The following is a 23,557-nucleotide window of genomic DNA, read 5'->3' as shown; positions in this document are numbered from 1 at the left end:
TATGGCGTTTAAAATAGCCTCCTCCCCCCATGTCAGCCGACCGCTGCAAACCAGCACTGTGATGCAAAGGGTGCTGCTCTGCGCCCTGCCCGGCCTGGTAGTCCAGTGTGTATTTTTTGGTTGGGGCAGCCTTATTCAGGTACTGCTGGCCGTGATGGTCGCTTTGATTTCAGAGGCCGCCATCCTCAAGTTGCGTAAGCGCAAGGTACTTTCGACGCTGTCGGATAACAGCGCGGCTCTGACAGCGGTTCTTATCGGTATCGCCATACCGCCGCTCGCCCCTTGGTGGATGGTGGTGATAGGCACAAGTTTTGCCATCATCATGGTCAAACAGTTGTATGGCGGTTTGGGAAATAACCTGTTCAACCCGGCCATGGCAGCCTATGTGTTGCTGTTGGTGGCCTTCCCGGTACAGATGACCAGTTGGGTTGCACCGGCGACGGTTGCCCAACATTCTCCGGATTTTCTCACCAGCTTGCAGGTAATTTTCGGCGCCAGCCAAGGCAGCGTTGCCGAGTACTTCCAGCTCGGTATCGATGGCGTCACCATGGCGACACCGCTCGATACGCTGAAGACGGATCTCTCTATGGGAATGACCACCACCGAGAGCCTGCAAAAACCAATTTTTGCCGGCACTATCAACAGTGGCTGGTTTTGGGTCAACCTGGCCTACCTGTGCGGCGGCCTGGCGCTATTGAAGATGAAGCTTATCCGCTGGCATATCAGTGTTGGCGTGCTGGCGTCACTGTTTATCTGCAGCGGCTTTGCCTATGCGCTTGGGCCAGATACCCATGTCAGCCCTCTTATTCATCTGTTCAGTGGCGCTACCATGCTGGCGGCTTTCTTTATTGCCACAGATCCTGTAACCGCGCCCGCCAGTAACCGAGGCAGATTGATCTTCGGCGCCCTTATCGGCCTGGTGGTTTACCTTATCCGAAGCTTTGGCGGGTACCCTGACGCCTTTGCTTTTGCGGTGTTGCTGGCCAACCTATGCGCCCCTTTGATCGACTACTATGTCAAACCCCGAGCCTATGGCCATCGCGCCGGACATTGATAGCAAGAGAGATAGACAGTGCAAAAATCCATGTTGAAAAATGGCCTGCTTTTGGGCCTGTTTGCCCTGATATGCACCGCAGTGGTGGCGGTTGTCAATGACAGCACCCGGGATGCGATTATGGCTCAGCAAAAGTTGGAGCTCAAACGCACCCTGGAGCAGATCATCCCCAATGAACTGCACGACAATCCGCTCGAGGAAAGCTGCATTCTATTGCAGGACAGAGACGCCCTGGGCACGACTCAGCCCATGCCGGCCTATATCGCTACCCAAGATGCCCAGCCAGTCGCCATTGCCATCGAAACCATAGCCCCAGATGGCTACAATGGTGAAATACGCTTGATCATAGGTATCAAGACTGACGGCACTGTGCTTGGGGTTCGCACTCTGTCGCATCAGGAAACCCCTGGGCTGGGTGACAAGATTGAGCGCAAGAAATCTGATTGGGTGGACAGCTTTATCGGCAGAAAGCTTCAAGGCAGTGATGACAAAGCCTGGTATGTGAAAAAAGACGGTGGTGAAATCGATCAGTTTACCGGGGCGACCATTACCCCCAGAGCCTACGTCAAGTCGATAAGAAACACCCTGGCCTTCTTTGAAGCCAATAAGCAGACCCTCTTTTCGCAATCACAGACATGTGAGGCAAGCCAATGAGTTTATATCGTGATATCGCCTGGCAAGGCTTGTGGAAAAACAACCCCGGACTGGTGCAGATGTTGGGGCTATGTCCCCTGTTGGCGGTAACCTCTACCTTTACTAACGCCCTGGGGCTTGGACTCGCTACCGCAGTAGTGTTAATTGGTTCTAACACCACAGTATCCCTGGTGCGCAACTTTGTACCCAAAGAGATCCGCATCCCCGTGTTTGTAATGATCATTGCCGCACTGGTAACCGCAGTGCAGTTGCTGGTTAACGCTTACGCCTACGGCCTCTACCTGTCTCTCGGTATTTTCCTGCCGCTGATCGTAACAAACTGCGTCATCATAGGCCGCGCCGAAGCCTTTGCCTCGCGTAATTCACCTATGGATGCCGCCTTTGACGGCTTGATGATGGGTATTGGCTTTACCTTGGTATTGATGGTGCTCGGTGGCGGCAGAGAAATACTAGGGCAAGGCACCCTATTTGACGGCGCCGATCTGCTTCTTGGACCATGGGCTGAGAGTCTGCGTATTGAAGTTTGGCAAGTCGATACCCCCTTTCTGCTGGCACTGTTGCCGCCCGGTGCCTTTTTGGGTATGGGACTGCTGATTGCCCTGAAAAACGCCATCGACAAGAAACTCGCTGAGCGCCAACCCAGAGAGCAAACTGCGCTAGTGGAGCGCGCCAGGATCACCAAAGTCAACTGAGGTCATTGAGTGAACAAAGACAAGAGACGGGCGATACTCGAACGCCTGCGGGACAACAATCCTCATCCCCAGACAGAGCTGAATTATTCCAGCCCTTTTGAATTACTGGTCGCGGTAACGCTTTCGGCGCAGGCAACCGATGTCAGTGTCAACAAGGCCACTGACAAGCTGTTTCCGGTGGCCAATACCCCGCAGGCTATCGCAGACCTCGGGGTTGAAGGGCTGAAGGAGTATATCAAGACCATAGGGCTCTATAACAATAAGGCCATCAATGTGGTGGCACTGTCCAAGATCCTTGTCGAGCAGTACAACGGCGAAGTCCCTGAAAACCGCGAGGCGCTGGAGTCACTGCCCGGGGTCGGCCGTAAGACCGCCAATGTGGTGCTCAACACCGCTTTTGGTTGGCCAACCATAGCCGTCGACACTCATATTTTCCGGGTCAGCAACCGCACCCGCTTTGCGCCGGGGAAAAATGTTCAGGAAGTAGAAGATAAACTGCTCAAAGTGGTGCCGACCGAGTTCAAAGTTGACGTCCACCACTGGCTTATTCTTCACGGGCGCTATACCTGCATCGCCAGAAAGCCCCGTTGTGGCAGTTGCCTGATTGAAGATCTGTGTGAATTTAAAGACAAGGTCTACCCAGAAGATTAACGACAACTTCTGACACTCTGCAAATCTACACGGCGCACGAAATGTTAGCTTACAGAAACAACAATGCCGCCCAGGGGCGGCATTGTTGTGAGTTCTTTAGCGCTATCAATCAAAACATCTGTACAATCATAGCGGCGAAAACGATCGCGATTACCAAAGTAGAGCCGATTGCCATTTTTAGTTCTGTAGTCATGCTTGTCTCCTGCGTCCAGCTAAGATAGGGTTAGCTCCATTATTGATGAAGCAGGCACAAATACCATACTTATTTCATGGATTTGTGAACTGGCTATCAAGTTGAGCCGAAGTAAAGCGACTCCATTTGGGAGTCATTCTCAGCTACCTTGATTTCACTTGATTATCCTTGCGACCGCCACTAAAGTCGGTCTCAGTTTTAGAACCAAAAGAGGTTGCAATGTCACAAGTTCTGCACACTATGCTCAGGGTCGGTAACCTTGAGCGCAGCATCCACTTCTATACAGAAATCATGGGGATGAAACTGCTACGTCAGTCTGAAAACCCTGAATACAAATATACCCTCGCCTTCGTTGGTTATGGCGAAGAGTCAAGTGGTCAGGCCGTTATCGAATTGACCTACAACTGGGGCACAGAGCAATATGATATGGGTAACGCCTTTGGTCATATCGCCATAGGTGAAGAAGATATCTATGCCCGCTGTGAAGCCATCAGCGCCGCCGGTGGCAAGGTTATCCGTGCCCCTGGCCCGGTTGCCGGCGGCAGCACCGAAATCGCCTTTGTGGAAGATCCTGACGGTTACAAGATTGAGCTCATTCAGATGAGCTCGGCTGAAAAAGGCCTAGGTTAAACAATCAAACATAAAAAAAGCGCCGAAGGCGCTTTTTTTATTCAAAGATGACTTAGAACTTATAAGTCACACCACCATAGATTTGACGACCGATAGTGTCATAGACTTCAGGTACCGTCCCGGCATCACTACCGTTGGATACAAATGAAGGTTCTTCATCAGTTAAGTTCTTAACACCCAGCGAGGCTGTCAAACCATCAGTGAAGTGATAAGTACCGACAATGTTGTGATACATGACCGCATCAGCCTTGGCAACCGCCGTAAACGGTTTATCATTCTGATCGTAATCAGTGTAGATATCATCCATCTCGCCTATATAACGGTTGTAGTACATCAGGCTCCAATCTCCACGACTGGCTTGAATACTAAAGTTATTACGAACTTCTGCATAACCGCCAAAGTTACCGTCTATGGTACCGTCATAAGCAACGCCATCCTGTTCAAACTCCAGCAGATAGGTCAGGTCGTTGTTGATTTTCCAATCCAGCCCCAGACCTTCAAAGCTGTAAGCCAGGTTGAAATCGATACCACTGGTATTTTGGCTCCCCACGTTGGTTAGAGGGTTAATAAATTTGGACAGATCGCCATCCTGAGTGATCTTGAAAGTGTCACAGGCAACTTGGTTTCTGGCATGACAGTCATTCAAGCCTTTCTGGGCATCCAGACGGGTAATAGCATTGGTTACCCGGAAACGCCAGTAGTCCAGGGTCAGAGACATACCGTCGATAAAGTTTGGTGAGTAAACCAGACCGGCGGTATATGACTCGGACTCTTCTGCCTTCAGGTTTTCATCCGAGATGTAGTTAACCAGAATTTGAGGATCTTGCTCATTACCCCATGGATCATCCAGGTAGTCATAAGACCCTGTGTTACCACCGTAGAGCTCGCTGACGTTTGGTGCCCGGAAACCGGTAGCCGCAACGGCACGCAGCATTAAGTCATCGGTCGCTTCATAGGTCAGGCCTATCTTCCAGGTCGATGCCTTACCGAAAGTGGAGTAATCATCGAAACGTAGCGCAAATTCACCTGTCAGCTTTTCGCTAAAAGGTACGCTAACCTCTTGATAGATAGAGATAACGTCGTAGTTACCATCAGTTGGGTCTTGCTGGGCCGCTGTACCCTCACCGGCGACAATCACAGGATCCGGATTAAAGTAACCGCTGTCGTAACGGTATTCGGCACCGATAGCAAAGCTGACCGGCCCCGCATCGAGATCAAACAGCTCACCGCTCAACACGCCGGCAACCAGATGCTGTTCATTACCACCATCGTTACGCTCGGTAAAACCGATGTCGTTGATGATCTCCTGAGTCAGGGGGGCACCATTAAACCAGACGCCTTGATTGTTGTAGAGGGAATCTTCCATCTTTTTGGCATTGATGGAATTCTCAACCCAGGTATCGGCCTTGTTCTTGCCATAGGTGTAAGACAGATCCCAAGTCATGCCGGTATGAACATCCAGCGTGCCCTGCAGGGCAATCGAGGCGCGCAGCGTATCGACGTCTTGATTATAGATACGAGGCCCTACGTCATTGGTACGGCGACGGTAGTTAACACGGCCGGTCTTATCGGCCTTGATACCGGCATCCAGCATAGATTGATCCAATGTGATGCACTTGGCGGGATTGATATCTGTTTGACCACAAACACCCAGCATGATATTAGCTGGTTGAGCCGCCATCTGCTGATCGGACTTACGCTTGGTATACAGTATGTCACCTGTCAGTACCAGCTCATTACCCAACTCCTGGATCATGTTGGCAAATAGGCTATAGCGCTCGCTTGGCGTCTGGAACCAGCTATCCTGAGTGTAGTCATAACCAGTAGTACGCTTAACCCAGTTACCACTGGCGTCTTTGACCATACCGTCCAGTGAACCGTTAGGGATAAAGGAGCTTGAGCCTGGCTCGGTCCAATCGCGCTCCCCTTGAATAACACCACGACGGTCGGAGTAAGCGGCGCCGAAGGTGTAATTGCCGCCATTATCTGTGTTGAAACCGTACAACAGGCTCAATTCACCTGTTTCGCCGTCACCCTTATCGGTTCCGCTGCCATTGAAATCCAGTTGAAAACCTTCAAAATCTTTCTTGGTGATGATATTGACCACACCGGCAATGGCATCAGAACCGTATACCGCCGAGGCACCATCCTTAAGGATCTCTACCCGGGCAATCATAGCCACAGGGATTGAGTTCAAGTCCACTGCACTGTCTGCGCCCGAGCCTGAGTTAACCATACGGCGGCCATTGAGCAATACCAGAGTACGCTCTGCGCCCATACCACGCAGATCGACCTGAGCCACACCATCCGCACCGTTATTGGTGGTTGAACCTACTGCCGCCCCGGCCATAGAGGTTTGAGCCTGCAGCAACTGATCGACAGAAGTGAAACCTTCCGCACGAATGGCATCGGCGCTGATCACTGTCACTGGAGAGGCGGTTTCCATATCCTGACGTTGGATACGTGAGCCTGTAACTTCGATACGTTCTACCTTGGCACCCTCTTCTGCGGCGTAAGCCATCTGGGACACAGATGCCGCTCCCGTAGAGACTGCGGCAAACAGAGCCAGTCTGACTGCCCCAGTCAGCTTATTAGTTCTTGTCATTTTAAACTCCCTTACTTCATGGTTTGTTTTTATTTTGACCACGCTTATTAACGCAGCGTTACCAAGATACTGTCGCCTCGTTTCAATATCGTCAATAACAGGATTTTAATCTGACAAACAACATGGTGTTTATTTTATGTGTATTTTTTGTTTTCATTTATGGCAAATAAAACCATTTGCATTCAGCAGGAATAAATATGCAGCCAAACCAGGGGGAGTTGTTAAAAAATTAATTTAATTTACTGTTAATTTTGCATCCTAAATTTAACAATACACAACCCAATAAATGTGACACACCTCACAGTTGCCGCACTTAAACCACAATGCTTCACAATAAATTTGTGGGGTTTCTCCACTCATTTTTCTGCCTTTAATCGCTTTTTGTAACGTTAATTACATCACCAATAAGCCTGATTAGTCATATTGATTAAGTAATAAAACGATACATTCAATACATTTGTTTCGACTTTGTTTTATTTGAGGGAGGAGTAACACAAAGAGCGCGATACTATAGACAATAAAAAGTCACTGGCCATACACAGCCAATCATCTCGACTTGTTACAGTTAAAACAGAGAGAATGTGAAGATAATGACGCCAACCAAATTGGCATTGCAGACAAACCAAAAAAGGCCGGAATATATCCGGCCTTTTCATTTACAACACTTAAAATACTGAGACTAATCTCAGGCTTCATCCTGCTTGTACTTGGCAGCAGTGTCCTTGATCAAGGTTTGTAACTCACCTTTTTGGTACATTTCGGTCAGGATATCACAACCGCCGATCAGCTCACCTTCGACCCACAACTGAGGGAAAGTCGGCCAATTGGCATACTTAGGCAATTCTGCGCGGATATCCGGGTGCTGCAGAATATCAACAAATGCGAACTGCTCACCTATATTGATCATGATCTGAGCCACCTGAGAGGAAAAACCACAGCTGGGCAATTTGGGCGAACCTTTCATGTAAAGGATGATGGGGTTTTCAGCAATTTGCTGCTTAATTTTTTCAACAGTTTCCATTTACGTTCCTGAGTACGACACTATTATTGATACGCCATTGTACGCGAGAGCAGCACAGAACAAAATCCCACTATTTGTAAGGGTATTAGTCATTTGATTTTTCAATGATGTCAATCTGCTCAATCATTCAAACAATGATTCACTTCACAAATTTTATCGGTACAATAGATGGCAGTGAGCAAGTCTGAAAATGATAAACCAAGTCCATGGAGAGATACTAATGGCTTTCGAATTACCAGCATTACCATACGCCAAGAACGCACTGGAACCCCACATTTCTCAGGAAACCATCGAATACCACTACGGTAAGCACCACAATACTTATGTGGTTAAGCTGAACGGTCTGATCGAAGGCACTGAATTCGCAGACAAATCTTTGGAAGAGATTGTAAAATCCTCCACCGGTGGTATTTTCAACAACGCGGCTCAAGTTTGGAACCACACTTTTTACTGGAACTGTCTTACCCCCAACGGTGGTGGCGAAGCCACAGGCGCTGTAGCCAAAGCTATCGATGCCGCTTTCGGTTCTTTTGAAGCCTTCAAGACTAAGTTCACTGAGTCTGCAGTCAACAACTTCGGTAGTGGCTGGACCTGGCTGGTCAAAAAGGCTGATGGCACTGTGGCTATCGTTAACACCAGCAATGCAGCCACGCCACTGACAGATGCTTCAGTGACCCCTCTGCTGACCGTTGATGTTTGGGAGCACGCTTACTACATCGACTACCGTAACGTACGCCCTGACTACATGGCGCACTTCTGGCAGTTGCTTAACTGGGATTTTGTAAACCAGAACTTCGCCGGTTAATCGTTCTTAAAGACGATGACCCCAAAGGAGCCATATGGCTCCTTTTTTATGCCTTATCAACGCTTGCTCAGCCCGTGTACTCCCGTTCGGCAATCATTCTTTTCTTCCATCCCTCACAAATGCAATTGTTGCTTTTGCAATGATTTGCCTTTGTTTTTATTTGCATTTTTTGACATGAAGCAAAAATTTGTGACTAAGATTAGTGGTAGGTGACTGCCAAAGACAGTTCCCTTCCCAGACATATTTGGCGTTTCAGGGGGTTTAATATGGGCATATTTGAGCACTACCAACAGCGCTATGAGAAGAAACTCGATGAAGAATACACATTACAGGAGTTTCTCGAGATCTGTAAGCAAGATCGCAGCGCCTACGCTTCGGCAGCAGAAAGGTTGCTAATCGCCATCGGCGAGCCGGAAGTGATCGACACTTCCAAGAATCAGGTTCTGAGCCGGATATTTTCCAACCGCTTAATCTCTCGCTATCCCGCGTTTAAAGACTTCTACGGCATGGAAGATGCCATAGAGCAGATAGTTTCCTACCTTAAACACTCGGCCCAGGGGCTGGAAGAATCCAAGCAAATCCTCTATCTGCTGGGACCTGTCGGTGGCGGTAAATCTTCGCTGGCAGAGAAGCTCAAAGCTTTGATGCAGCAAGTCCCTATCTATATTCTCAGCGCCGATGGAGTCAGAAGTCCGGTCAACGATCACCCCTTCTGCCTGTTTGACGCCGAGGAAGATGGCAAGTTGCTGCAGGAAGAATACCAGATCCCGACCCGTTACCTGCGCAGCATAATGTCGCCCTGGGCGGTCAAGCGCTTGCATGATTTTGGCGGCGATATCTCCCGCTTCCGGGTCGTTAAGGTATTCCCTTCGGTGCTGGATCAAATTGCCATCGCCAAGACTGAACCCGGTGATGACAACAACCAGGATATCTCTTCTCTGGTGGGCAAAGTCGACATTCGTCAATTGGAGCACTTTGCCCAGAATGATGCCGATGCTTACTCCTATTCCGGAGCCCTGTGCCGTGCCAACCAGGGTTTGATGGAGTTTGTGGAGATGTTCAAGGCGCCGATCAAGGTGCTGCACCCTCTGCTGACAGCCACCCAGGAAGGCAACTATAACGGTACCGAAGGCTTATCGGCCCTGCCCTTTAACGGCATTATTCTGGCTCACTCCAACGAGTCTGAATGGAGCAGCTTTAAAAATAATAAAAACAATGAAGCCTTCCTCGACCGTGTTTATATCGTTAAGGTGCCTTACTGCCTGCGGGTGTCGGAAGAGATGCAGATTTACCGCAAGCTTATCGCCAATTCAGAACTGACCAAGGCGCCCTGTGCCCCAGGCACACTGGAGACCTTGGCTCAATTCAGCGTGCTCTCAAGGATCAAGACCCCGGAGAACTCCTCTGTCTACTCCAAGATGCGGGTCTATGACGGTGAAAGCCTCAAGGATACCGATCCCAAGGCCAAGTCTTACCAGGAATATCGTGACTATGCCGGGGTCGATGAGGGGATGCATGGACTGTCGACCCGCTTCGCGTTCAAAATCCTCTCCAAGGTTTTTAACTTCGACCACTCTGAAATTGCCGCCAATCCAGTGCACCTCTTCTATGTGCTGGAGCGGCAGATAGAGCAAGAGCAGTTCCCTTCCGATACCGCAGAAAGGTATATGGAGTTTTTGAAGGGCTATCTGATCCCTAAATATGTTGAGTTTATCGGTAAGGAGATCCAGACCGCTTATCTGGAATCTTACTCGGAATATGGTCAAAACATCTTCGACCGCTATGTCACCTATGCCGACTTCTGGATCCAGGATCAGGAGTACAGAGATCCGGAAACCGGCCAACTGTTTGACCGGGCCGCACTCAACGCCGAATTGGAGAAAATTGAAAAGCCGGCCGGGATAAGTAATCCCAAAGACTTCCGCAATGAGATAGTCAACTTTGTGCTCAGGGCTAGGGCCAATAACGATGGCAACAACCCGCAATGGACCAGCTATGAGAAACTCAGAACCGTGATCGAGAAGAAGATGTTCTCAAATACGGAAGATCTCCTGCCGGTCATTTCTTTCAACGCCAAGACCTCCACAGACGATCAGCGCAAACATGATGATTTTGTCAATCGTATGATGGAGAAAGGCTACACCAAAAAACAGGTGCGCCTGTTGTCCGAGTGGTACTTACGGGTACGTAAGTCCTCATAGCTGTGCCCTTTCGGGGCTCTCGGGCCCCGGTATTTGCTTTGGGAGGTGCGTATGGCGAACTTTATCGACAGGCGGTTGAATGCCAAAGGAAAGAGCACGGTTAACCGTCAGCGGTTTATTAACCGCTATAAACAACAAATTAAAAAAGCGGTCAGTGATGCCGTCACTCACCGTAGCGTCACAGATGTCGACAAGGGAGAAAAAATCAGTATCCCCACCAAGGACATCAGCGAACCCGTATTCCATCAAGGTCGCGGTGGCGTCCGTGAGCGAGTGCATCCGGGCAATGACCAATTTACCCGAGGCGACAAGATAGACAGGCCTCAGGGCGGCGGTGGTGGTGGCAGCGGCAAGGGCGATGCCTCGGACTCAGGCGAAGGTCAGGATGACTTTGTATTTCAAATATCCAAAGATGAGTACCTCGAGCTCTTGTTTGAAGATCTTGAGTTGCCCAACCTGCAGAAAAACCGCCTGAACAAACTGGTGGAATATCAAACTTACCGAGCCGGTTATACCAATGATGGTGTGCCCTCAAATATCAATATCGTCCGCTCTTTGAGATCGTCTCTGGCGCGGCGCACCGCTATGTCCGCAGACAAGAAACGGCGACTGCATGAACTGGAAAACGAACTGGCAGAGCTGGAAAACACCCCGGGAGCCAGTGCCGAGCGGATATTGCAGCTCAAAGAGGAGATTGAAGAGCTTAAACAGCGCATCGCCAAAGTGCCCTTTATTGACACTTTCGATCTGCGCTACAACAACTTTGCCAAACGGGAAGTGCCCACCAGTCAGGCGGTGATGTTCTGTCTTATGGATGTTTCCGGCTCCATGGATCAGGCCACCAAGGATATGGCTAAACGCTTCTATATATTGCTGTACCTGTTTCTGACCCGCACTTACAAGAATCTTGAGGTCGTCTATATCCGTCATCATACCCAGGCCAAAGAAGTGGATGAACACGAGTTCTTCTACTCCCAGGAGACGGGCGGCACCATAGTCTCCAGTGCACTGAAACTGATGCACGAAATTCAACAAGAACGCTATCCGGCCAATGAATGGAATATCTATGCCGCCCAGGCATCCGATGGCGACAACTGGGCCGATGACTCGCCCACCTGTTATCAGATCCTCGAAACACAACTGCTACCCGTAGTACGCTATTTCAGTTACATAGAAATCACCAACAGGGCGCACCAGACGCTCTGGCGTGAATATGAAACCCTGCAAAAACAATTCGACAATATGGCGGTACAACATATTCGTCAGGCAGAGGATATCTATCCCGTCTTCCGCGAGTTGTTCAAGAAGCAGGCGGTTTAAGGGGAAGCGATTATGAACAAAAAGAAAACACGCCAGCCACTGAGCGACGGGCCAGAATGGACTTTTGAGCTGCTGGAAACCTATGAAAAGGAAATCGCCCGGGTCGCGGAGCATTATCGTCTGGGGACCTATCCCAATCAGATAGAGGTGATCACCGCCGAGCAGATGATGGACGCCTACGCCAGCATTGGGATGCCCATAGGGTACACTCACTGGTCCTTCGGTAAGCGTTTTATCGAGACCGAGCAGGGTTATAAGCGCGGCCAGATGGGGCTGGCCTATGAAATAGTCATCAACTCTAACCCCTGTATCGCCTATCTGATGGAAGAAAACACCCTCACCATGCAGGCCTTGGTGATAGCTCACGCCTGCTTTGGCCACAACAGTTTCTTCAAAAACAACTACCTGTTCCGCACCTGGACAGATGCCGGCTCCATCATTGATTATCTTGTCTTTGCCAAGCAATACATCAGTGAATGCGAGCGTAAATATGGCATAGATGAGGTGGAAAACCTGTTGGACTCCTGCCACGCCTTGATGAATTATGGCGTCGACCGCTACAAGCGCCCAACAGAAATCTCGTTTCGTGAAGAGCAGGCGCGCCAGAAAGAGCGCGAGGCCTATCTGCAAACCCAAGTCAACGATCTCTGGCGCACCATCCCCTCGCACCAAACCAAAGAGGAAGCCAAACAGCAAAAACGTTTTCCGTCAGAGCCACAGGAAAACATTCTCTACTTTATCGAGAAGCACGCTCCGCTGCTGGAGCCCTGGCAACGGGAGCTGGTGCGTATCGTACGCAAGATGGGGCAGTATTTTTACCCGCAACGCCAAACCCAGGTAATGAACGAGGGCTGGGCCACCTTCTGGCATTACACCCTGCTCAATCATCTCTATGACGAAGGCTTGGTCACCGACAGATTTATGTTAGAGTTTTTACAGAGTCACACCAATGTGGTGGCTCAACCCGCCTACAACAGCCCTTATTACAACGGCATAAACCCCTATGCCCTGGGGTTCAATATGTTTTGCGACATTCGCCGCATCTGCGAACAGCCAACTGAAGAAGATAGATATTGGTTCCCGGATATCGCCGGCAGCGATTGGCTGAAAACGCTGCATTTTGCCATGGAAAACTTCAAGGATGAGAGCTTCATCAGCCAGTATCTTTCCCCCACCATGATCCGCAAGTTCAAGCTGTTTGGCGTACTCGATGATGAAAGCAAAAACTATCTGTCGGTATCGGCCATTCATGATGAACAGGGATACCGCGATATCAGACAAATTTTGTCTTCGCAATACAACCTGTCCAATAATGAACCCAATATCCAAGTGCACAATGTCATGGTCAATGGCGATCGCTCGCTGACACTGAGGTATATACCCAGTAATGGTATTCCTCTGGCGGGCAGTTGTCAGGAAGTGCTGAAACACCTGCATCGGCTGTGGGGTTTTGACGTGACTCTGGAGCAAAAAGAGGACAATGGCGAAATAAAGGTGTTGGCCTCCTGCCCTGAAAAAAGTGAATTTAGTTAGATAATGTCACCCGCAAGAAAAAGACCGCCTTCGGCGGTCTTTTTACTGTATACCAATGAGCTTAAAACTGACTATTGATTATCCTGAGCCATCTCTAGCGGCATGGCATCGCGCAACTTCTGCCACATAATACCGCTGTCGATACCATAAGTGCGCATTAAGGCCGGCACTTGAGTGTAGTTTTTGTCTTTGGCCAGCATTTCAAGCTTCTGATAGAAAGACAGCGCCAAGGCTCTCGCCTCCGGGCTACTGAAATAGTAGCGCCCGACTCTGGCATACAGTCCCTTGAAACCATTGAGGATCAGCACGTACAGCGGGTTGCCGGATGAAAACGCCAGAGTATGATGTAATTGGTAATCAAACTCGGCATAGGCCTCGGCATCATCTTCCAATTCGTGAATTTTTGACAACACTTCCACTGCCGTATCGGGATTATGACGCAACGCCCCACGAAAATAGATCGCACTGACATTGGTTCTAGCCGACAAGAGTTGGTCAACCAGTACCGGGAAACCTTCAGGATTGAGATCGGCAATGGTCTCCAAAATATTGAGACCAGAGGTTTCCCAGAAATTATTCACCCGGGTGGGTTTACCGTGTTGAATCGTCAACCAACCGTCACGGGCCAAACGCTGCAACACTTCTCTCAGTGTTGTACGGGTCACACCTATCAGCTCTGATAGTTCCCGCTCTGCCGGAAGTATGGAGCCGGGGGGAAACTTATTTTCCCAAATTGAACGCACGATATATTTCTCTGCAAAGCTTGCAGGTCCTTTGGCATTGATTATCATCAGCCCGGTTTTCCAATTGTTGGCTTTATTCTGGCCACAGATCATACCAGAGCGACAAAAAATGAAAACCTTCTGTTCAGCGAAGTAAAATCTTGACCCATCCAAGTCAAGATAATCGCCAAAAAAGTGACCAAGTTCAAATCAGCAGTCTCTTAATTTTGCGTTCGAGATCCGCTTTTTGAAATCCCTGTATACGCTAATCGTTACATTGAGTTTATCTTTAGGCTAGACTGAACTACGCAAATTTTACCGTTCGTCGAACAAAGACGTTACAACCATTTATAACAGAATTAGAGAGGAAGACATGCCTGCTACACCGATTCAGGCTTTTATGAGTAACTTCTTGGGCAACTCGCCCAAGTGGTACAAGCTTGCAATACTGAGTTTTCTTATCATCAACCCGATACTTTTCAGCATCAATCCTTTTGTTGCGGGCTGGTTTTTGGTCGTGCAGTTTATCTTCACTCTGGCCATGGCACTTAAGTGCTATCCTCTGCAACCCGGCGGTTTATTGGCGATTGAGGCCGTGTTTATTGGCATGACCAGTCCCAGCCAGGTATTGCACGAGATTGAGGCCAACCTCGAAGTATTATTGTTGTTGGTGTTCATGGTGGCCGGTATCTACTTTATGAAGCAGCTGCTGCTTTATGTATTTACCAAGATGATCACCAAGGTACGCTCCAAAATGATCGTATCCTTGATGTTCTGTGTCGCCTCCGCCTTCCTGTCAGCGTTCCTCGATGCCTTGACGGTTATCGCGGTAATCATTGCCGTTGCCGTTGGTTTCTACTCCATCTACCACAAGGTGGCGTCCGGTAAAGACTTCAGCGCCGATCATGACCACACCAGTGATGGAAGCGAGCAACTCAATGCCCAAGAATTGGAAGACTTCCGGGGCTTCCTGCGTAACCTCTTGATGCATGCCGGTGTCGGTACTGCTCTAGGCGGCGTATGTACCATGGTGGGTGAACCGCAAAACCTGATCATTGCCGCTCAGGCTAACTGGCAGTTCTCTGAATTCGCCTTGCGGATGTCTCCCGTGACTGTACCCGTATTCTTTGCCGGTATCCTCACTTGTATGCTGGTGGAGAAGTTCCATATCTTTGGATACGGCGCGCAACTGCCTGACGCTGTACACAAAATTTTGGTGGAATTCGCCGCTCATGAAGATGCCCACAGAACCAGCAAAGATAAGATGAAGCTGGTAATCCAGGCTCTGGTTGGTGTTTGGCTGATTGTCGGTCTGGCCTTCCATCTGGCATCGGTTGGCCTTATCGGTCTATCTGTGATTATTCTGACGACTGCCTTTAACGGTATTACCGATGAGCACGCTCTGGGTAAAGCCTTCGAAGAGGCCCTGCCCTTTACTGCACTGCTGGCAGTATTCTTCGCTGTAGTGGGTGTGATTATCGATCAAGGCCTGTTTGCCCCGGTTATCCAGTGGGCACTCGGCTTTGAAGGCAATATGCAGCTGGTTATCTTCTATGTGGCTAACGGTTTGTTGTCCATGGTCAGTGACAACGTGTTTGTGGGTACCGTCTATATCAATGAGGTGAAAGCCGCGCTGATTGATGGCCAGATCACCCGCGATCAATTTGACCTGCTGGCCGTTGCTATCAACACAGGCACTAACCTGCCATCAGTGGCAACGCCTAACGGTCAGGCTGCATTCCTGTTCCTGCTGACGTCGGCTCTGGCTCCACTCATCCGCCTATCTTATGGTCGTATGGTATGGATGGCGCTGCCTTATACTATTGTGCTGTCCATCGTGGGGGTACTGACAATTGAGCTTGGTTTCCTCGAGCAGATGACCCAATACTTCTATGACTCTGGCATGATCCTGCACCACAGCGCCCAAGAGGTACTGGGTAAAGGTGCTGCAGTAGGCCACTAGTCTGCTAACTATTGACTGAACCTTTCGGTTTCAGTAGAGTCCAAAAAACGCCCCTTCGTGGGCGTTTTTTTATGGGAATTGTATCCAGCTGCGGAGCCATTCTGCTAATTCTTGAACTGATGGATACTCAACGGAGGATCATTTTGACCACAATGATACGTTTTGCGCACTCCCGAATGGCTTGGGGAATTCTGGCGTTGACTGCCTTATCTTTAGAACTGGCTGCCTTGTACTTTCAGTATGTGATGCAGCTCGAACCTTGCGTCATGTGTATCTACCAGCGCCTGGCAGTATTGGGATTACTACTGGCCGGGATAATAGGCTTTCTTGCGCCGAGAGTACGTCCTGTACGAATCTTGGCTGCGGTACTTTGGGGGATTAGTGCCAGTTGGGGGCTGAGATTGGCCATTGAGCTCAACGACATGCAGCAGAACCCATCCCCTTTTTCGACCTGTTCATTCCTTCCTGAGTTCCCTTCGTGGATGCCGCTGCATGAATGGCTACCTTCGATATTTATGCCAACGGGCATGTGCTCTGATATTCCCTGGAGTTTTATCGGTATCACTATGTCACAGTGGATGATTGTCGCTTTTGCTACATATCTGGTCGCGCTGTTGCTCTATGTTTTGCCTATTCTGAGCAAGAGCCGTAACTAGGTATTCAATTCAAGCAAACGAGTTTTCTATGAGCATAAAAAAGCCAAACAATCGTGTTTGGCTTTTACTCTTGATGCCTGGATGGCATCAATCCAAGTCCTTCAGTGGCCAGAGTACAATATGATCTTCAAGATCCCGGACTTTGGTTTCGCATTGTGTCTTGCCTTTAACCGACATCCCCGCTGCATGCATGGCATCCTTGGAGCCGGTCAAGAGAGGATGCCATGAAGGCAATGGCCGCCCCAGGTACAAACGCCGGTAAGCGCAACTATCCGGTAGCCAATTCAGATCAGCGATATTCGTCGCCGTCACCGCAGTGCACAGAGGTACAAATTCAAAGCGTTTTTCATAATGAATACAGCTACAGTCTTTATCAGACAATAACTTACAAGCTGCGTTAGTATAATAGAGCTCTTCAGTTTCATCATCGATGAGCTTATTGAGACAACATTTGCCGCAGCCGTCACAGAGCAACTCCCACTCATCCGGAGTCATTTCGGCCAGGGTCTTGGTTAACCAGAAGGACATAAACTTGTTGATTCGTTCTTGAAAACTTGCGTAAAAAGCTATTTTACACTATTTCCGGGGGGGATACTTGATCCTTTCAGAAAGATAAGCCGCCGCCAGCGCAAAATAGTCCGAGTCCTGCCAACTTCGCAAGGCGCGGAAATTCTTGTACACCAGATAATGGCGACCACTTGTGCCATCAGGCATGAGTAATGATACCTGCATATCAGTCCGGTCCGGCAGATTAGCGCCATCATAGCGACGTACCCCCAACTCTTGCCAATAGCTGAAGCTAGCCTGATGACCCAATCCCAATTGGCTGTCCTCTATGGATGTGGGCGCTTTGACCTGACGTCCCCAGGTTTGGGTATCATCCCAGCCGGCCTGTTGCAGATAATTGGCCACGGATGCCAAGCCATCGGCAAAGCTGTTCCAGATATCGACCTTACCATCACCATCACCGTCACTGCCGTATCGCAGATAGGCACTTGGCATCAAACCCAAGGGCCCCATGGCACCGGTACTCGAACCCTTGAGTTCATTAAAGTCGAGCGCCTGCGACTCCAGGATTTTCAGTGCCGAGATAAATTCCCTCCGGTAAGCCTCTTGCCCTTCATAGGCCAATGAAGCCGTAACGGAAAGCACGGGGTAACTGCCCTGTTGATTACCAAAATCCGACTCGAGTCCCCAAAGAGCCAAAATAAACCTGGGTTGCACTCGATATTGCTTACCAAGTTTGAGCAGCAGTGGCCGATACTCTTCGGCCAGCACCCGACCTTTGACCACCATCTGTTCATTGATAACTTTAGGAATATAGTTCTCTAGATCCTGTGGCGGCGCTGGGACAGACTTGTCCTCATTGGAGGCCCTTTTAAACAGTTTTATCTGGCTAAAGGCCTTATCCAATGTCAGTTCTTTTATCCCTTGTGCTGCCGCATCCTGCTTCAAGTTATCAAGGTACTGCTCAAAATTACCTTCAGACGCCACGCTAATATTCGTCAGCGATGCACTCAGCAGTGAAATAAACACCAGGGAAAGTCTATCCATAAAACGCGTTATTCCTTAAGCAGAATGATCATCCAAGCCTTTGCTGCGTCTCAAATCCTTAAGCATATCCACAGGAGGCGGTGGTAATTGCAAATAATAGCCCTTTTCTGCCAGTTCTGCTTTGACCTTATTGATGTCAGCAATGCCCAACTGTTGTCGTTTTTGCAGCGGCAACAACATTACCAATTGAGGAGGACCAAATACCTGCATCAAGGGAGCAGGTACATCGTCAAACTGATCTTTCTTGTTGACGAATAAATAGGTATCGGCTTTTTTCAGGCTCTTATAGACAGCACAGATCATAATTGTATCAATTTCCATGGGTTCAAACTTGCCACTCATCGGGGCACACTATAACATGGACGCCTTGGAATATAACGCTGTCACGCAATCTGACTGCTCATTTTCTGGAGAATGACACCGGGATGCCACAACCAAGTCTCGAGCTAAAAGGTTCCTCTTTTACGCTCTCCGTACTCCATATCAATACCCCAGATCTGGACGCCCTTTTCAAAGAACTTGATGCCAAGCTCGCCCAGGCGCCCCAATTTTTCCTTAACGCTCCGCTGGTACTCAACTTAAGTCAGGTCAACGGCACTGACATAGATCTCAAAGGCCTACGCCAGGGGATGATAGAAAGGCAGCTGATAATAGTCGGGGTGACCGCGGCCAATAAGACACTCAACGAGGCCGCCAAAGCACAAGGCTTAGCCAGCATTAAGGCAGGCAAACAATCAGAATTCCCACCACCACCGCCGAGGATCACCAAGATAGTTAAACAAAACGTACGTTCCGGGCAGCAAATTTATGCCAAAGACGGCGATTTAATTGTATTTGGTGCAGTTGGGAATGGCGCAGAAGTCATTGCAGATGGTAGCATTCATGTGTACGGGGCACTGCGTGGGAAAGCAATGGCGGGAGCCAGCGGCGACAAACATGCCGTGATCCTGGCCCAGTCCATGGAAGCTGAACTGGTTTCGATTGCGGGACAGTACTGGTTAACAGAAAACCTGCAACAACACTGTACCGCCAAGAGTAGTTGTATCAGACTCAGCGGTGAGTCATTAATCGTTGAATCTCTGCCCGGATAAGGCAGACGCAAAGGATAAAATAGATCATGGCACAAATTATTGTTGTCACCTCAGGTAAAGGCGGTGTGGGCAAGACCACATCGAGCGCGGCTATCGCTACTGGCTTGGCACTAAAAGGACACAAGACTGTCGTTATCGATTTTGATATCGGCCTGCGTAATCTGGATTTGGTCATGGGCTGTGAGCGCCGGGTTGTTTACGACTTTGTCAATGTCATCAACGGCGAAGCCAATCTGAACCAGACACTAATTAAAGATAAGCGCTGTGATAAACTGTTCGTTTTACCGGCGTCCCAAACCAGGGATAAGGATGCCCTGACCAAAGAGGGTGTCGGCAAGGTACTTGATGATTTGAGCAAAGACTTTGAGTACATCATCTGTGATTCTCCGGCGGGTATTGAGACCGGCGCCATGATGGCACTCTACTTTGCCGATACTGCCATAGTGACAACCAACCCTGAAGTCAGCTCAGTCAGAGATTCTGACAGGATACTCGGTATGCTGCAAAGCCGCAGCCGCCGCGCCGAACAAGGGCTTGAGCCCATCAAGGAGTATCTGTTGTTGACCCGTTACTCTCCAGCCCGAGTAAAAACCGGCGAAATGCTCAGCGTGGAAGATGTGCAGGAGATATTGGCGATTCCGTTACTCGGGGTGATCCCTGAGTCTCAGGCGGTACTCAAGGCCTCCAACTCAGGGGTACCGGTAATCATAGATCACGACAGTGATGCAGGACAGGCTTACGAGGACACTGTCGCTCGTTTGCTGGGTGAAGAGCTTCCGCTACGCTTCGTTGCGGAAGAGAAGAAGGGATTCCTTAAACGAATATTTGGTAGCTAAATTATGTCATTACTCGACTATTTCAAAAGCAGTAAGAAAAGCAGTACCGCAGCAACCGCCAAAGAGCGTTTGCAAATCATCGTAGCCCACCAACGTGGCGAGCGCGGGGTACCGGATTACTTTCCGCAGATGAAGCAGGAGATAATTGCAGTGATCCGCAAGTATGTACATATCTCTGAAGAACAGGTGTCTGTACAGCTGGATCAGAACGATGACAACCTGTCGGTACTCGAGCTCAATGTAACTCTGCCGGAGCGTCCCTGATACGCGCTCCAACGGTAAAAGCCTGTGCCTGTGCATCCTCAAATTTAAAGACGAGCAAAGCACAAATAAAAAGTACATATGCAGCTGCAATAAAGAAGGCACCCTAGGGTGCCTTCTTTATTAATATAAGCAAACTCAGAAAGTCAGCTTAGCTAACTTATCGGCCACCAACTGACCACGCCAGCCCAACAATACCAAGGGGATTGGCCCCTGTTTACCGGCCCATACCCATTCAAGGTATTCGTGAATATGGCGCTTGGAGCCGAGTAACTCCATGGGCACATTGTCAGACTCAGCAACCTCTCCCAAACACTGCTTGATACTCTTGAAGGCGCTCTTATATCCAGGCTTGAGAGCCAACACATCCAAGGGCTCCGGCAGATTGCTCATATCCGCCTTGGCCATGACCTTAAGCACATCTTTGGCGTAGAGACGCTTTTCATGATCCGTTAGCTCTTTCATGGCAAGCACGTCGTTGATCCCTCTTGGCTGACGCTTAGCCAAACCGATAAGAGCGTGGTCTTTCATGACAAAACCCAGCGCCATGTCCTTTGCCAGCGCCTTACGCAAACGCCAGGCTGCCAACACCTTAAGCACGGCTAACTGTTGCGTACTCAGTTGAAAGGCGTTCTTGACTCTTAGATATGCCGTGTCTTCATCAGGCGCATCCAGACGCCCTTCGGTCATGCGCTGACTCTCTTCCAATGCCCACTCAAGCCTGCCCTGCTGTTGCAATTTCTGCAGTAGCTGAGGATAGAGCTGGTGTAAATAATAAACGTCATTGGCCGCATAACTGAGCTGCGCTTTAGAAAGTGGTCGTTTCAACCAGTCAGTACGAGACTCTCCCTTGTCGAGCTCAACCCCTAAGCATTCTTGCACCAGCTTGGCATAACCCAAGCCGTGACCCATACCGGCAATGGCAGCCGCCAATTGACTGTCAAACAAAGGCTTAGGTTGACAATGGCCCTGACGGGCAAACACTTCCAAGTCTTCACTGCAGGAATGCAGCAACTTGGTGATCTTTTCATCGGTCAGTAAGGCCCAGAAACTAGAAAGATCCGAGATAGCCACAGGATCTATCAGCGCCAGAGTCTTACCATCATAGGCTTGAATAAGCCCTAGACAGGCATAGTAAGTGCGAGTGCGTACAAACTCAGTATCCAGTACCAATAATTTGGCCTCACGGTACTGGGCCACCAGCTGAGCCAAGGCGGCATCATCTTCTACATACAGGTAATCTTGCAAATTCAACTCCCATCCTGCGCGAGTTTCCAGGCCCCGGAAACACGAGAGCCGGCTGGCGCCGGCTCTCTATATTATGCAGATTTGGCCTCATCTCTGAGTTCTCTGCGCAGGATCTTTCCTACGTTGGTTTTCGGCAATTCGTCCCTGAATTCTACCAGTTTCGGCACTTTATATCCTGTTAAATGATGACGACAATGCTTGATAAGCTCCTTGTCGGTCAAAGATTTGTCTTTTGCCACCACAAAAATCTTCACCAGTTCACCACTGACCTCATGGGGTACCCCCACGGCGGCCACTTCAACCACCTTGGGATGCAAGGCCACTACCTCTTCCACTTCATTGGGGAAAACGTTGAAGCCAGAAACCAGGATCATATCTTTCTTGCGGTCAACGATATAGAAAAAGCCCTTTTCATCCATATAGCCGATATCGCCTGTGGCCAACCAACCGTCTTTGTCGATCACTTTGGCAGTTTCTTCAGGACGCTGCCAATAACCCAACATCACCTGGGGTCCCTTGGCGTAAAGCTCGCCTGTCTCCCCCTGAGGCAATACTTGACCATCGTCACCCCGTACCTGAATTTGTGTCGAAGGTGCTGGCAAGCCGATAGAACCGTTATAACCGGCCAAATCATAAGGGCAGCAAGCCACTAGAGGTGAAGCTTCGGTCAGGCCATAACCTTCGAGCAAGCGGGTCTTGGTGATGTTCTGCCACTTGTCGGCTACGGCGCGCTGCACTGCCATCCCCCCACCAATTGAGAGCTTGAGGCGAGAGAAATCCAATGCCTTAAACTCTTCACTGTTGACCAGGGCGTTGAACAGAGTATTAACTCCAGTCAGCGCGGTAAAAGGCGTTTTCTTGAGTTCGGCAACAAACCCAGGAATGTCCCTTGGATTGGTGATCAGCAAATTGTTGGCACCTTTATGCAGGAACAACAAACAATTCACCGTCAAAGCGAAAATATGGTAAAGCGGCAAGGCGGTTACCACAAACTCCTTGCCATCGTTGAGCAGGGGGGCATAAGCACCGTTGGCCTGCAATACGTTGGCAACTATGTTGCCATGGCTGAGCATGGCGCCCTTGGAAACGCCTGTGGTACCGCCGGTATATTGCAAAAAGGCCACATCATCACTCTTGACCTCAGGCTTGACATATTGTGCTTTCTTGCCGGCTCTCAAGGCTCGGCGCATGGAGATGGCGTGGGGCAGAGAGTATTTGGGTACCAAGCGCTTGATGTACTTCACCACAAAATTAACCAAGGTACGCTTGGGAGCACTCAAGAGATCACCAAGCCCTGTGATAATCACATTCTTGACCGGCGTTTGATCGACAACCGCTTCCAGCGTACTGGCAAAGTTGGACACAACCACGATAGCCTTGGCACCGGAATCGACCAGCTGATGCTTGAGCTCTCTTGGGGTATAGAGCGGGTTGACATTGACCACGACCATGCCGGCTCGCAACACACCAAACAGCGCGATAGGATATTGCAACAGGTTTGGCATCATGATCGCCACTCGATCGCCCTTTTGCAACTTGAGATCATTTTGCAAATAGGCAGCAAAAGCCCGGCTGCGCTCTTCCAACTTTCGGTAGGTCAGGGTTGCCCCCATATTGACGAACGCGGGTTGATCGGCATAAGTATTCACCGCCTTCTCAAACATCTCCAGCAAAGAAGTATAACGGTGTACATCAATTTCAGCTGGCACATCGGCAGGCAGACTGTTAATCCAGGGCTGGTCCACAAATTTCTCCTAAAATTCCGTCTTCAGCGGAAACGACTCTCTGTCGTTAAAGCCCGCGGCGTTTGCGGGCAAAGCACTGAGTATTTTTATGAAGTTCTTATTAAGGCCTTTGGCCTCGACTC

Annotated in this window: 22 protein-coding genes; 14 read left to right on the top strand and 8 right to left on the bottom strand. The window is 49.5% G+C overall.

The features are described from left to right. Position 1: 1 nt before the first annotated feature. The 5 genes from rsxD (at position 2) to gloA (ending at position 3,874) form a co-directional block, all read left to right on the top strand. Positions 2-1,054, top strand: coding sequence for an electron transport complex subunit RsxD (gene rsxD / locus K5621_RS09380; RefSeq protein ID WP_039033978.1), 1,053 nt, complete (start codon positions 2-4; stop codon positions 1,052-1,054). Positions 1,055-1,072: 18 nt separating this feature from the next. Beyond that, the gene (gene rsxG / locus K5621_RS09375; RefSeq protein WP_188726009.1) at positions 1,073-1,708 is read left to right on the top strand and encodes an electron transport complex subunit RsxG; all 636 of its coding nucleotides are present in this window, start codon (positions 1,073-1,075) and stop codon (positions 1,706-1,708) included. Beyond that, positions 1,705-2,400, top strand: coding sequence for an electron transport complex subunit E (locus tag K5621_RS09370; protein WP_221051018.1), 696 nt, complete (start codon positions 1,705-1,707; stop codon positions 2,398-2,400). The genes rsxG and K5621_RS09370 overlap by 4 nt, the downstream gene beginning before the upstream one ends. A 9-nt stretch (positions 2,401-2,409) precedes the next feature. Then, positions 2,410-3,051 (top strand): endonuclease III, encoded by a 642-nt coding sequence (gene nth, locus K5621_RS09365; protein WP_100142657.1) that lies wholly within the window; start codon positions 2,410-2,412, stop codon positions 3,049-3,051. A 412-nt stretch (positions 3,052-3,463) separates the two neighbouring features. Then, a complete protein-coding gene (gene gloA, locus K5621_RS09360; RefSeq protein ID WP_100142658.1) occupies positions 3,464-3,874 on the top strand; it encodes a lactoylglutathione lyase in 411 nt (136 codons plus the stop codon). A gap of 52 nt (positions 3,875-3,926) precedes the next feature. On the opposite strand, the gene K5621_RS09355 is transcribed toward gloA, so the two are convergent. Continuing rightward, positions 3,927-6,479, bottom strand: a complete 2,553-nt coding sequence (locus K5621_RS09355; protein ID WP_221051017.1) for a TonB-dependent receptor plug domain-containing protein — start codon at positions 6,477-6,479, stop codon at positions 3,927-3,929. A 685-nt stretch (positions 6,480-7,164) separates the two neighbouring features. After that, positions 7,165-7,500, bottom strand: a complete 336-nt coding sequence (locus K5621_RS09350) for a Grx4 family monothiol glutaredoxin (RefSeq protein ID WP_165565203.1) — start codon at positions 7,498-7,500, stop codon at positions 7,165-7,167. A gap of 220 nt (positions 7,501-7,720) precedes the next feature. Here K5621_RS09350 and sodB point away from each other — a divergent pair, with 220 nt between their 5' ends. The 4 genes from sodB to K5621_RS09330 all read left to right on the top strand — a co-directional run bounded on the left by sodB (position 7,721) and on the right by K5621_RS09330 (position 13,359). Next, positions 7,721-8,305 carry a superoxide dismutase [Fe] gene (sodB, locus tag K5621_RS09345; protein ID WP_221051016.1) on the top strand — a complete coding sequence of 195 codons (585 nt, stop codon included), beginning with the start codon at positions 7,721-7,723 and terminating at the stop codon, positions 8,303-8,305. Positions 8,306-8,571: 266 nt separating this feature from the next. Further along, positions 8,572-10,506 (top strand): PrkA family serine protein kinase, encoded by a 1,935-nt coding sequence (locus K5621_RS09340; RefSeq protein WP_100142661.1) that lies wholly within the window; start codon positions 8,572-8,574, stop codon positions 10,504-10,506. A gap of 51 nt (positions 10,507-10,557) precedes the next feature. Continuing rightward, positions 10,558-11,826, top strand: a complete 1,269-nt coding sequence (locus K5621_RS09335; RefSeq protein WP_025887760.1) for a YeaH/YhbH family protein — start codon at positions 10,558-10,560, stop codon at positions 11,824-11,826. 12 nt (positions 11,827-11,838) lie between these two features. Continuing rightward, on the top strand, positions 11,839-13,359 hold the full coding sequence (locus tag K5621_RS09330; protein WP_100142663.1) for a SpoVR family protein: 1,521 nt from the start codon (positions 11,839-11,841) through the stop codon (positions 13,357-13,359). 71 nt (positions 13,360-13,430) lie between these two features. Here K5621_RS09330 and fadR read toward each other — a convergent pair whose 3' ends face one another. Further along, positions 13,431-14,150: a fatty acid metabolism transcriptional regulator FadR gene (gene fadR, locus K5621_RS09325; protein ID WP_100142809.1), complete on the bottom strand. Its 720-nt coding sequence runs from the start codon at positions 14,148-14,150 to the stop codon at positions 13,431-13,433. 304 nt (positions 14,151-14,454) lie between these two features. On the opposite strand from fadR, the gene nhaB reads away from it, so the two are divergent. Together nhaB and dsbB are read left to right on the top strand one after the other, a co-directional pair. Continuing rightward, complete coding sequence (gene nhaB, locus K5621_RS09320) at positions 14,455-16,044, top strand: sodium/proton antiporter NhaB (protein ID WP_221051015.1); 1,590 nt, start codon at positions 14,455-14,457, stop codon at positions 16,042-16,044. A 143-nt stretch (positions 16,045-16,187) separates the two neighbouring features. Beyond that, a complete protein-coding gene (dsbB, locus tag K5621_RS09315) occupies positions 16,188-16,700 on the top strand; it encodes a disulfide bond formation protein DsbB (protein ID WP_100142810.1) in 513 nt (170 codons plus the stop codon). An 87-nt stretch (positions 16,701-16,787) separates the two neighbouring features. Here dsbB and K5621_RS09310 read toward each other — a convergent pair whose 3' ends face one another. From K5621_RS09310 to K5621_RS09300, 3 genes are read right to left on the bottom strand one after another with little or no spacing between them, the layout of a single operon-like run. Beyond that, a complete protein-coding gene (locus K5621_RS09310) occupies positions 16,788-17,228 on the bottom strand; it encodes a YcgN family cysteine cluster protein (RefSeq protein ID WP_221051014.1) in 441 nt (146 codons plus the stop codon). A 48-nt stretch (positions 17,229-17,276) separates the two neighbouring features. Then, a complete protein-coding gene (locus tag K5621_RS09305) occupies positions 17,277-18,254 on the bottom strand; it encodes a lytic murein transglycosylase (protein WP_221051013.1) in 978 nt (325 codons plus the stop codon). A gap of 15 nt (positions 18,255-18,269) precedes the next feature. Beyond that, positions 18,270-18,557, bottom strand: coding sequence for a YcgL domain-containing protein (locus tag K5621_RS09300; RefSeq protein ID WP_100142811.1), 288 nt, complete (start codon positions 18,555-18,557; stop codon positions 18,270-18,272). A gap of 122 nt (positions 18,558-18,679) precedes the next feature. Between K5621_RS09300 and minC the strand changes: the two genes are divergently transcribed. From minC to minE, 3 genes are read left to right on the top strand one after another with little or no spacing between them, the layout of a single operon-like run. Next, positions 18,680-19,345 carry a septum site-determining protein MinC gene (gene minC / locus K5621_RS09295; protein ID WP_100142667.1) on the top strand — a complete coding sequence of 222 codons (666 nt, stop codon included), beginning with the start codon at positions 18,680-18,682 and terminating at the stop codon, positions 19,343-19,345. A gap of 26 nt (positions 19,346-19,371) precedes the next feature. Beyond that, positions 19,372-20,181 carry a septum site-determining protein MinD gene (minD, locus tag K5621_RS09290; RefSeq protein WP_100142668.1) on the top strand — a complete coding sequence of 270 codons (810 nt, stop codon included), beginning with the start codon at positions 19,372-19,374 and terminating at the stop codon, positions 20,179-20,181. A 3-nt stretch (positions 20,182-20,184) separates the two neighbouring features. Then, positions 20,185-20,445: a cell division topological specificity factor MinE gene (gene minE, locus K5621_RS09285; protein ID WP_100142669.1), complete on the top strand. Its 261-nt coding sequence runs from the start codon at positions 20,185-20,187 to the stop codon at positions 20,443-20,445. A gap of 135 nt (positions 20,446-20,580) precedes the next feature. On the opposite strand, the gene rnd is transcribed toward minE, so the two are convergent. Together rnd and fadD are read right to left on the bottom strand one after the other, a co-directional pair. After that, complete coding sequence (gene rnd / locus K5621_RS09280; protein WP_100142812.1) at positions 20,581-21,690, bottom strand: ribonuclease D; 1,110 nt, start codon at positions 21,688-21,690, stop codon at positions 20,581-20,583. A 71-nt stretch (positions 21,691-21,761) separates the two neighbouring features. Further along, complete coding sequence (gene fadD / locus K5621_RS09275) at positions 21,762-23,435, bottom strand: long-chain-fatty-acid--CoA ligase FadD (RefSeq protein WP_100142670.1); 1,674 nt, start codon at positions 23,433-23,435, stop codon at positions 21,762-21,764. Between the last annotated feature and the right edge of the window lie 122 nt (positions 23,436-23,557).

The organism is Shewanella carassii, from assembly GCF_019670705.1.
Classification (GTDB): Bacteria; Pseudomonadota; Gammaproteobacteria; order Enterobacterales; family Shewanellaceae; genus Shewanella; species Shewanella carassii.
The sequence above is the reverse complement of the archived record's forward strand: the minus strand, read 5'-3'. Positions and strand labels throughout refer to the sequence as shown.

What these genes read in the sequence shown, in the direction of transcription:
- K5621_RS09335 (WP_025887760.1), top strand. Translation starts at nt 10,558, where the DNA reads ATGGCGAACTTTATCGACAGGCGGTTGAATGCCAAAGGAAAGAGCACG.
- minE (WP_100142669.1), top strand. Translation starts at nt 20,185, where the DNA reads ATGTCATTACTCGACTATTTCAAAAGCAGTAAGAAAAGCAGTACCGCA.
- K5621_RS09350 (WP_165565203.1), bottom strand. Translation starts at nt 7,500, where the DNA reads ATGGAAACTGTTGAAAAAATTAAGCAGCAAATTGCTGAAAACCCCATC.
- K5621_RS09370 (WP_221051018.1), top strand. Translation starts at nt 1,705, where the DNA reads ATGAGTTTATATCGTGATATCGCCTGGCAAGGCTTGTGGAAAAACAAC.
- gloA (WP_100142658.1), top strand. Translation starts at nt 3,464, where the DNA reads ATGTCACAAGTTCTGCACACTATGCTCAGGGTCGGTAACCTTGAGCGC.
- K5621_RS09310 (WP_221051014.1), bottom strand. Translation starts at nt 17,228, where the DNA reads ATGTCCTTCTGGTTAACCAAGACCCTGGCCGAAATGACTCCGGATGAG.
- sodB (WP_221051016.1), top strand. Translation starts at nt 7,721, where the DNA reads ATGGCTTTCGAATTACCAGCATTACCATACGCCAAGAACGCACTGGAA.
- rsxD (WP_039033978.1), top strand. Translation starts at nt 2, where the DNA reads ATGGCGTTTAAAATAGCCTCCTCCCCCCATGTCAGCCGACCGCTGCAA.
- minC (WP_100142667.1), top strand. Translation starts at nt 18,680, where the DNA reads ATGCCACAACCAAGTCTCGAGCTAAAAGGTTCCTCTTTTACGCTCTCC.
- nhaB (WP_221051015.1), top strand. Translation starts at nt 14,455, where the DNA reads ATGCCTGCTACACCGATTCAGGCTTTTATGAGTAACTTCTTGGGCAAC.
- K5621_RS09330 (WP_100142663.1), top strand. Translation starts at nt 11,839, where the DNA reads ATGAACAAAAAGAAAACACGCCAGCCACTGAGCGACGGGCCAGAATGG.
- K5621_RS09300 (WP_100142811.1), bottom strand. Translation starts at nt 18,557, where the DNA reads ATGATCTGTGCTGTCTATAAGAGCCTGAAAAAAGCCGATACCTATTTA.
- K5621_RS09305 (WP_221051013.1), bottom strand. Translation starts at nt 18,254, where the DNA reads ATGGATAGACTTTCCCTGGTGTTTATTTCACTGCTGAGTGCATCGCTG.
- K5621_RS09355 (WP_221051017.1), bottom strand. Translation starts at nt 6,479, where the DNA reads ATGACAAGAACTAATAAGCTGACTGGGGCAGTCAGACTGGCTCTGTTT.
- minD (WP_100142668.1), top strand. Translation starts at nt 19,372, where the DNA reads ATGGCACAAATTATTGTTGTCACCTCAGGTAAAGGCGGTGTGGGCAAG.
- fadR (WP_100142809.1), bottom strand. Translation starts at nt 14,150, where the DNA reads ATGATAATCAATGCCAAAGGACCTGCAAGCTTTGCAGAGAAATATATC.
- K5621_RS09340 (WP_100142661.1), top strand. Translation starts at nt 8,572, where the DNA reads ATGGGCATATTTGAGCACTACCAACAGCGCTATGAGAAGAAACTCGAT.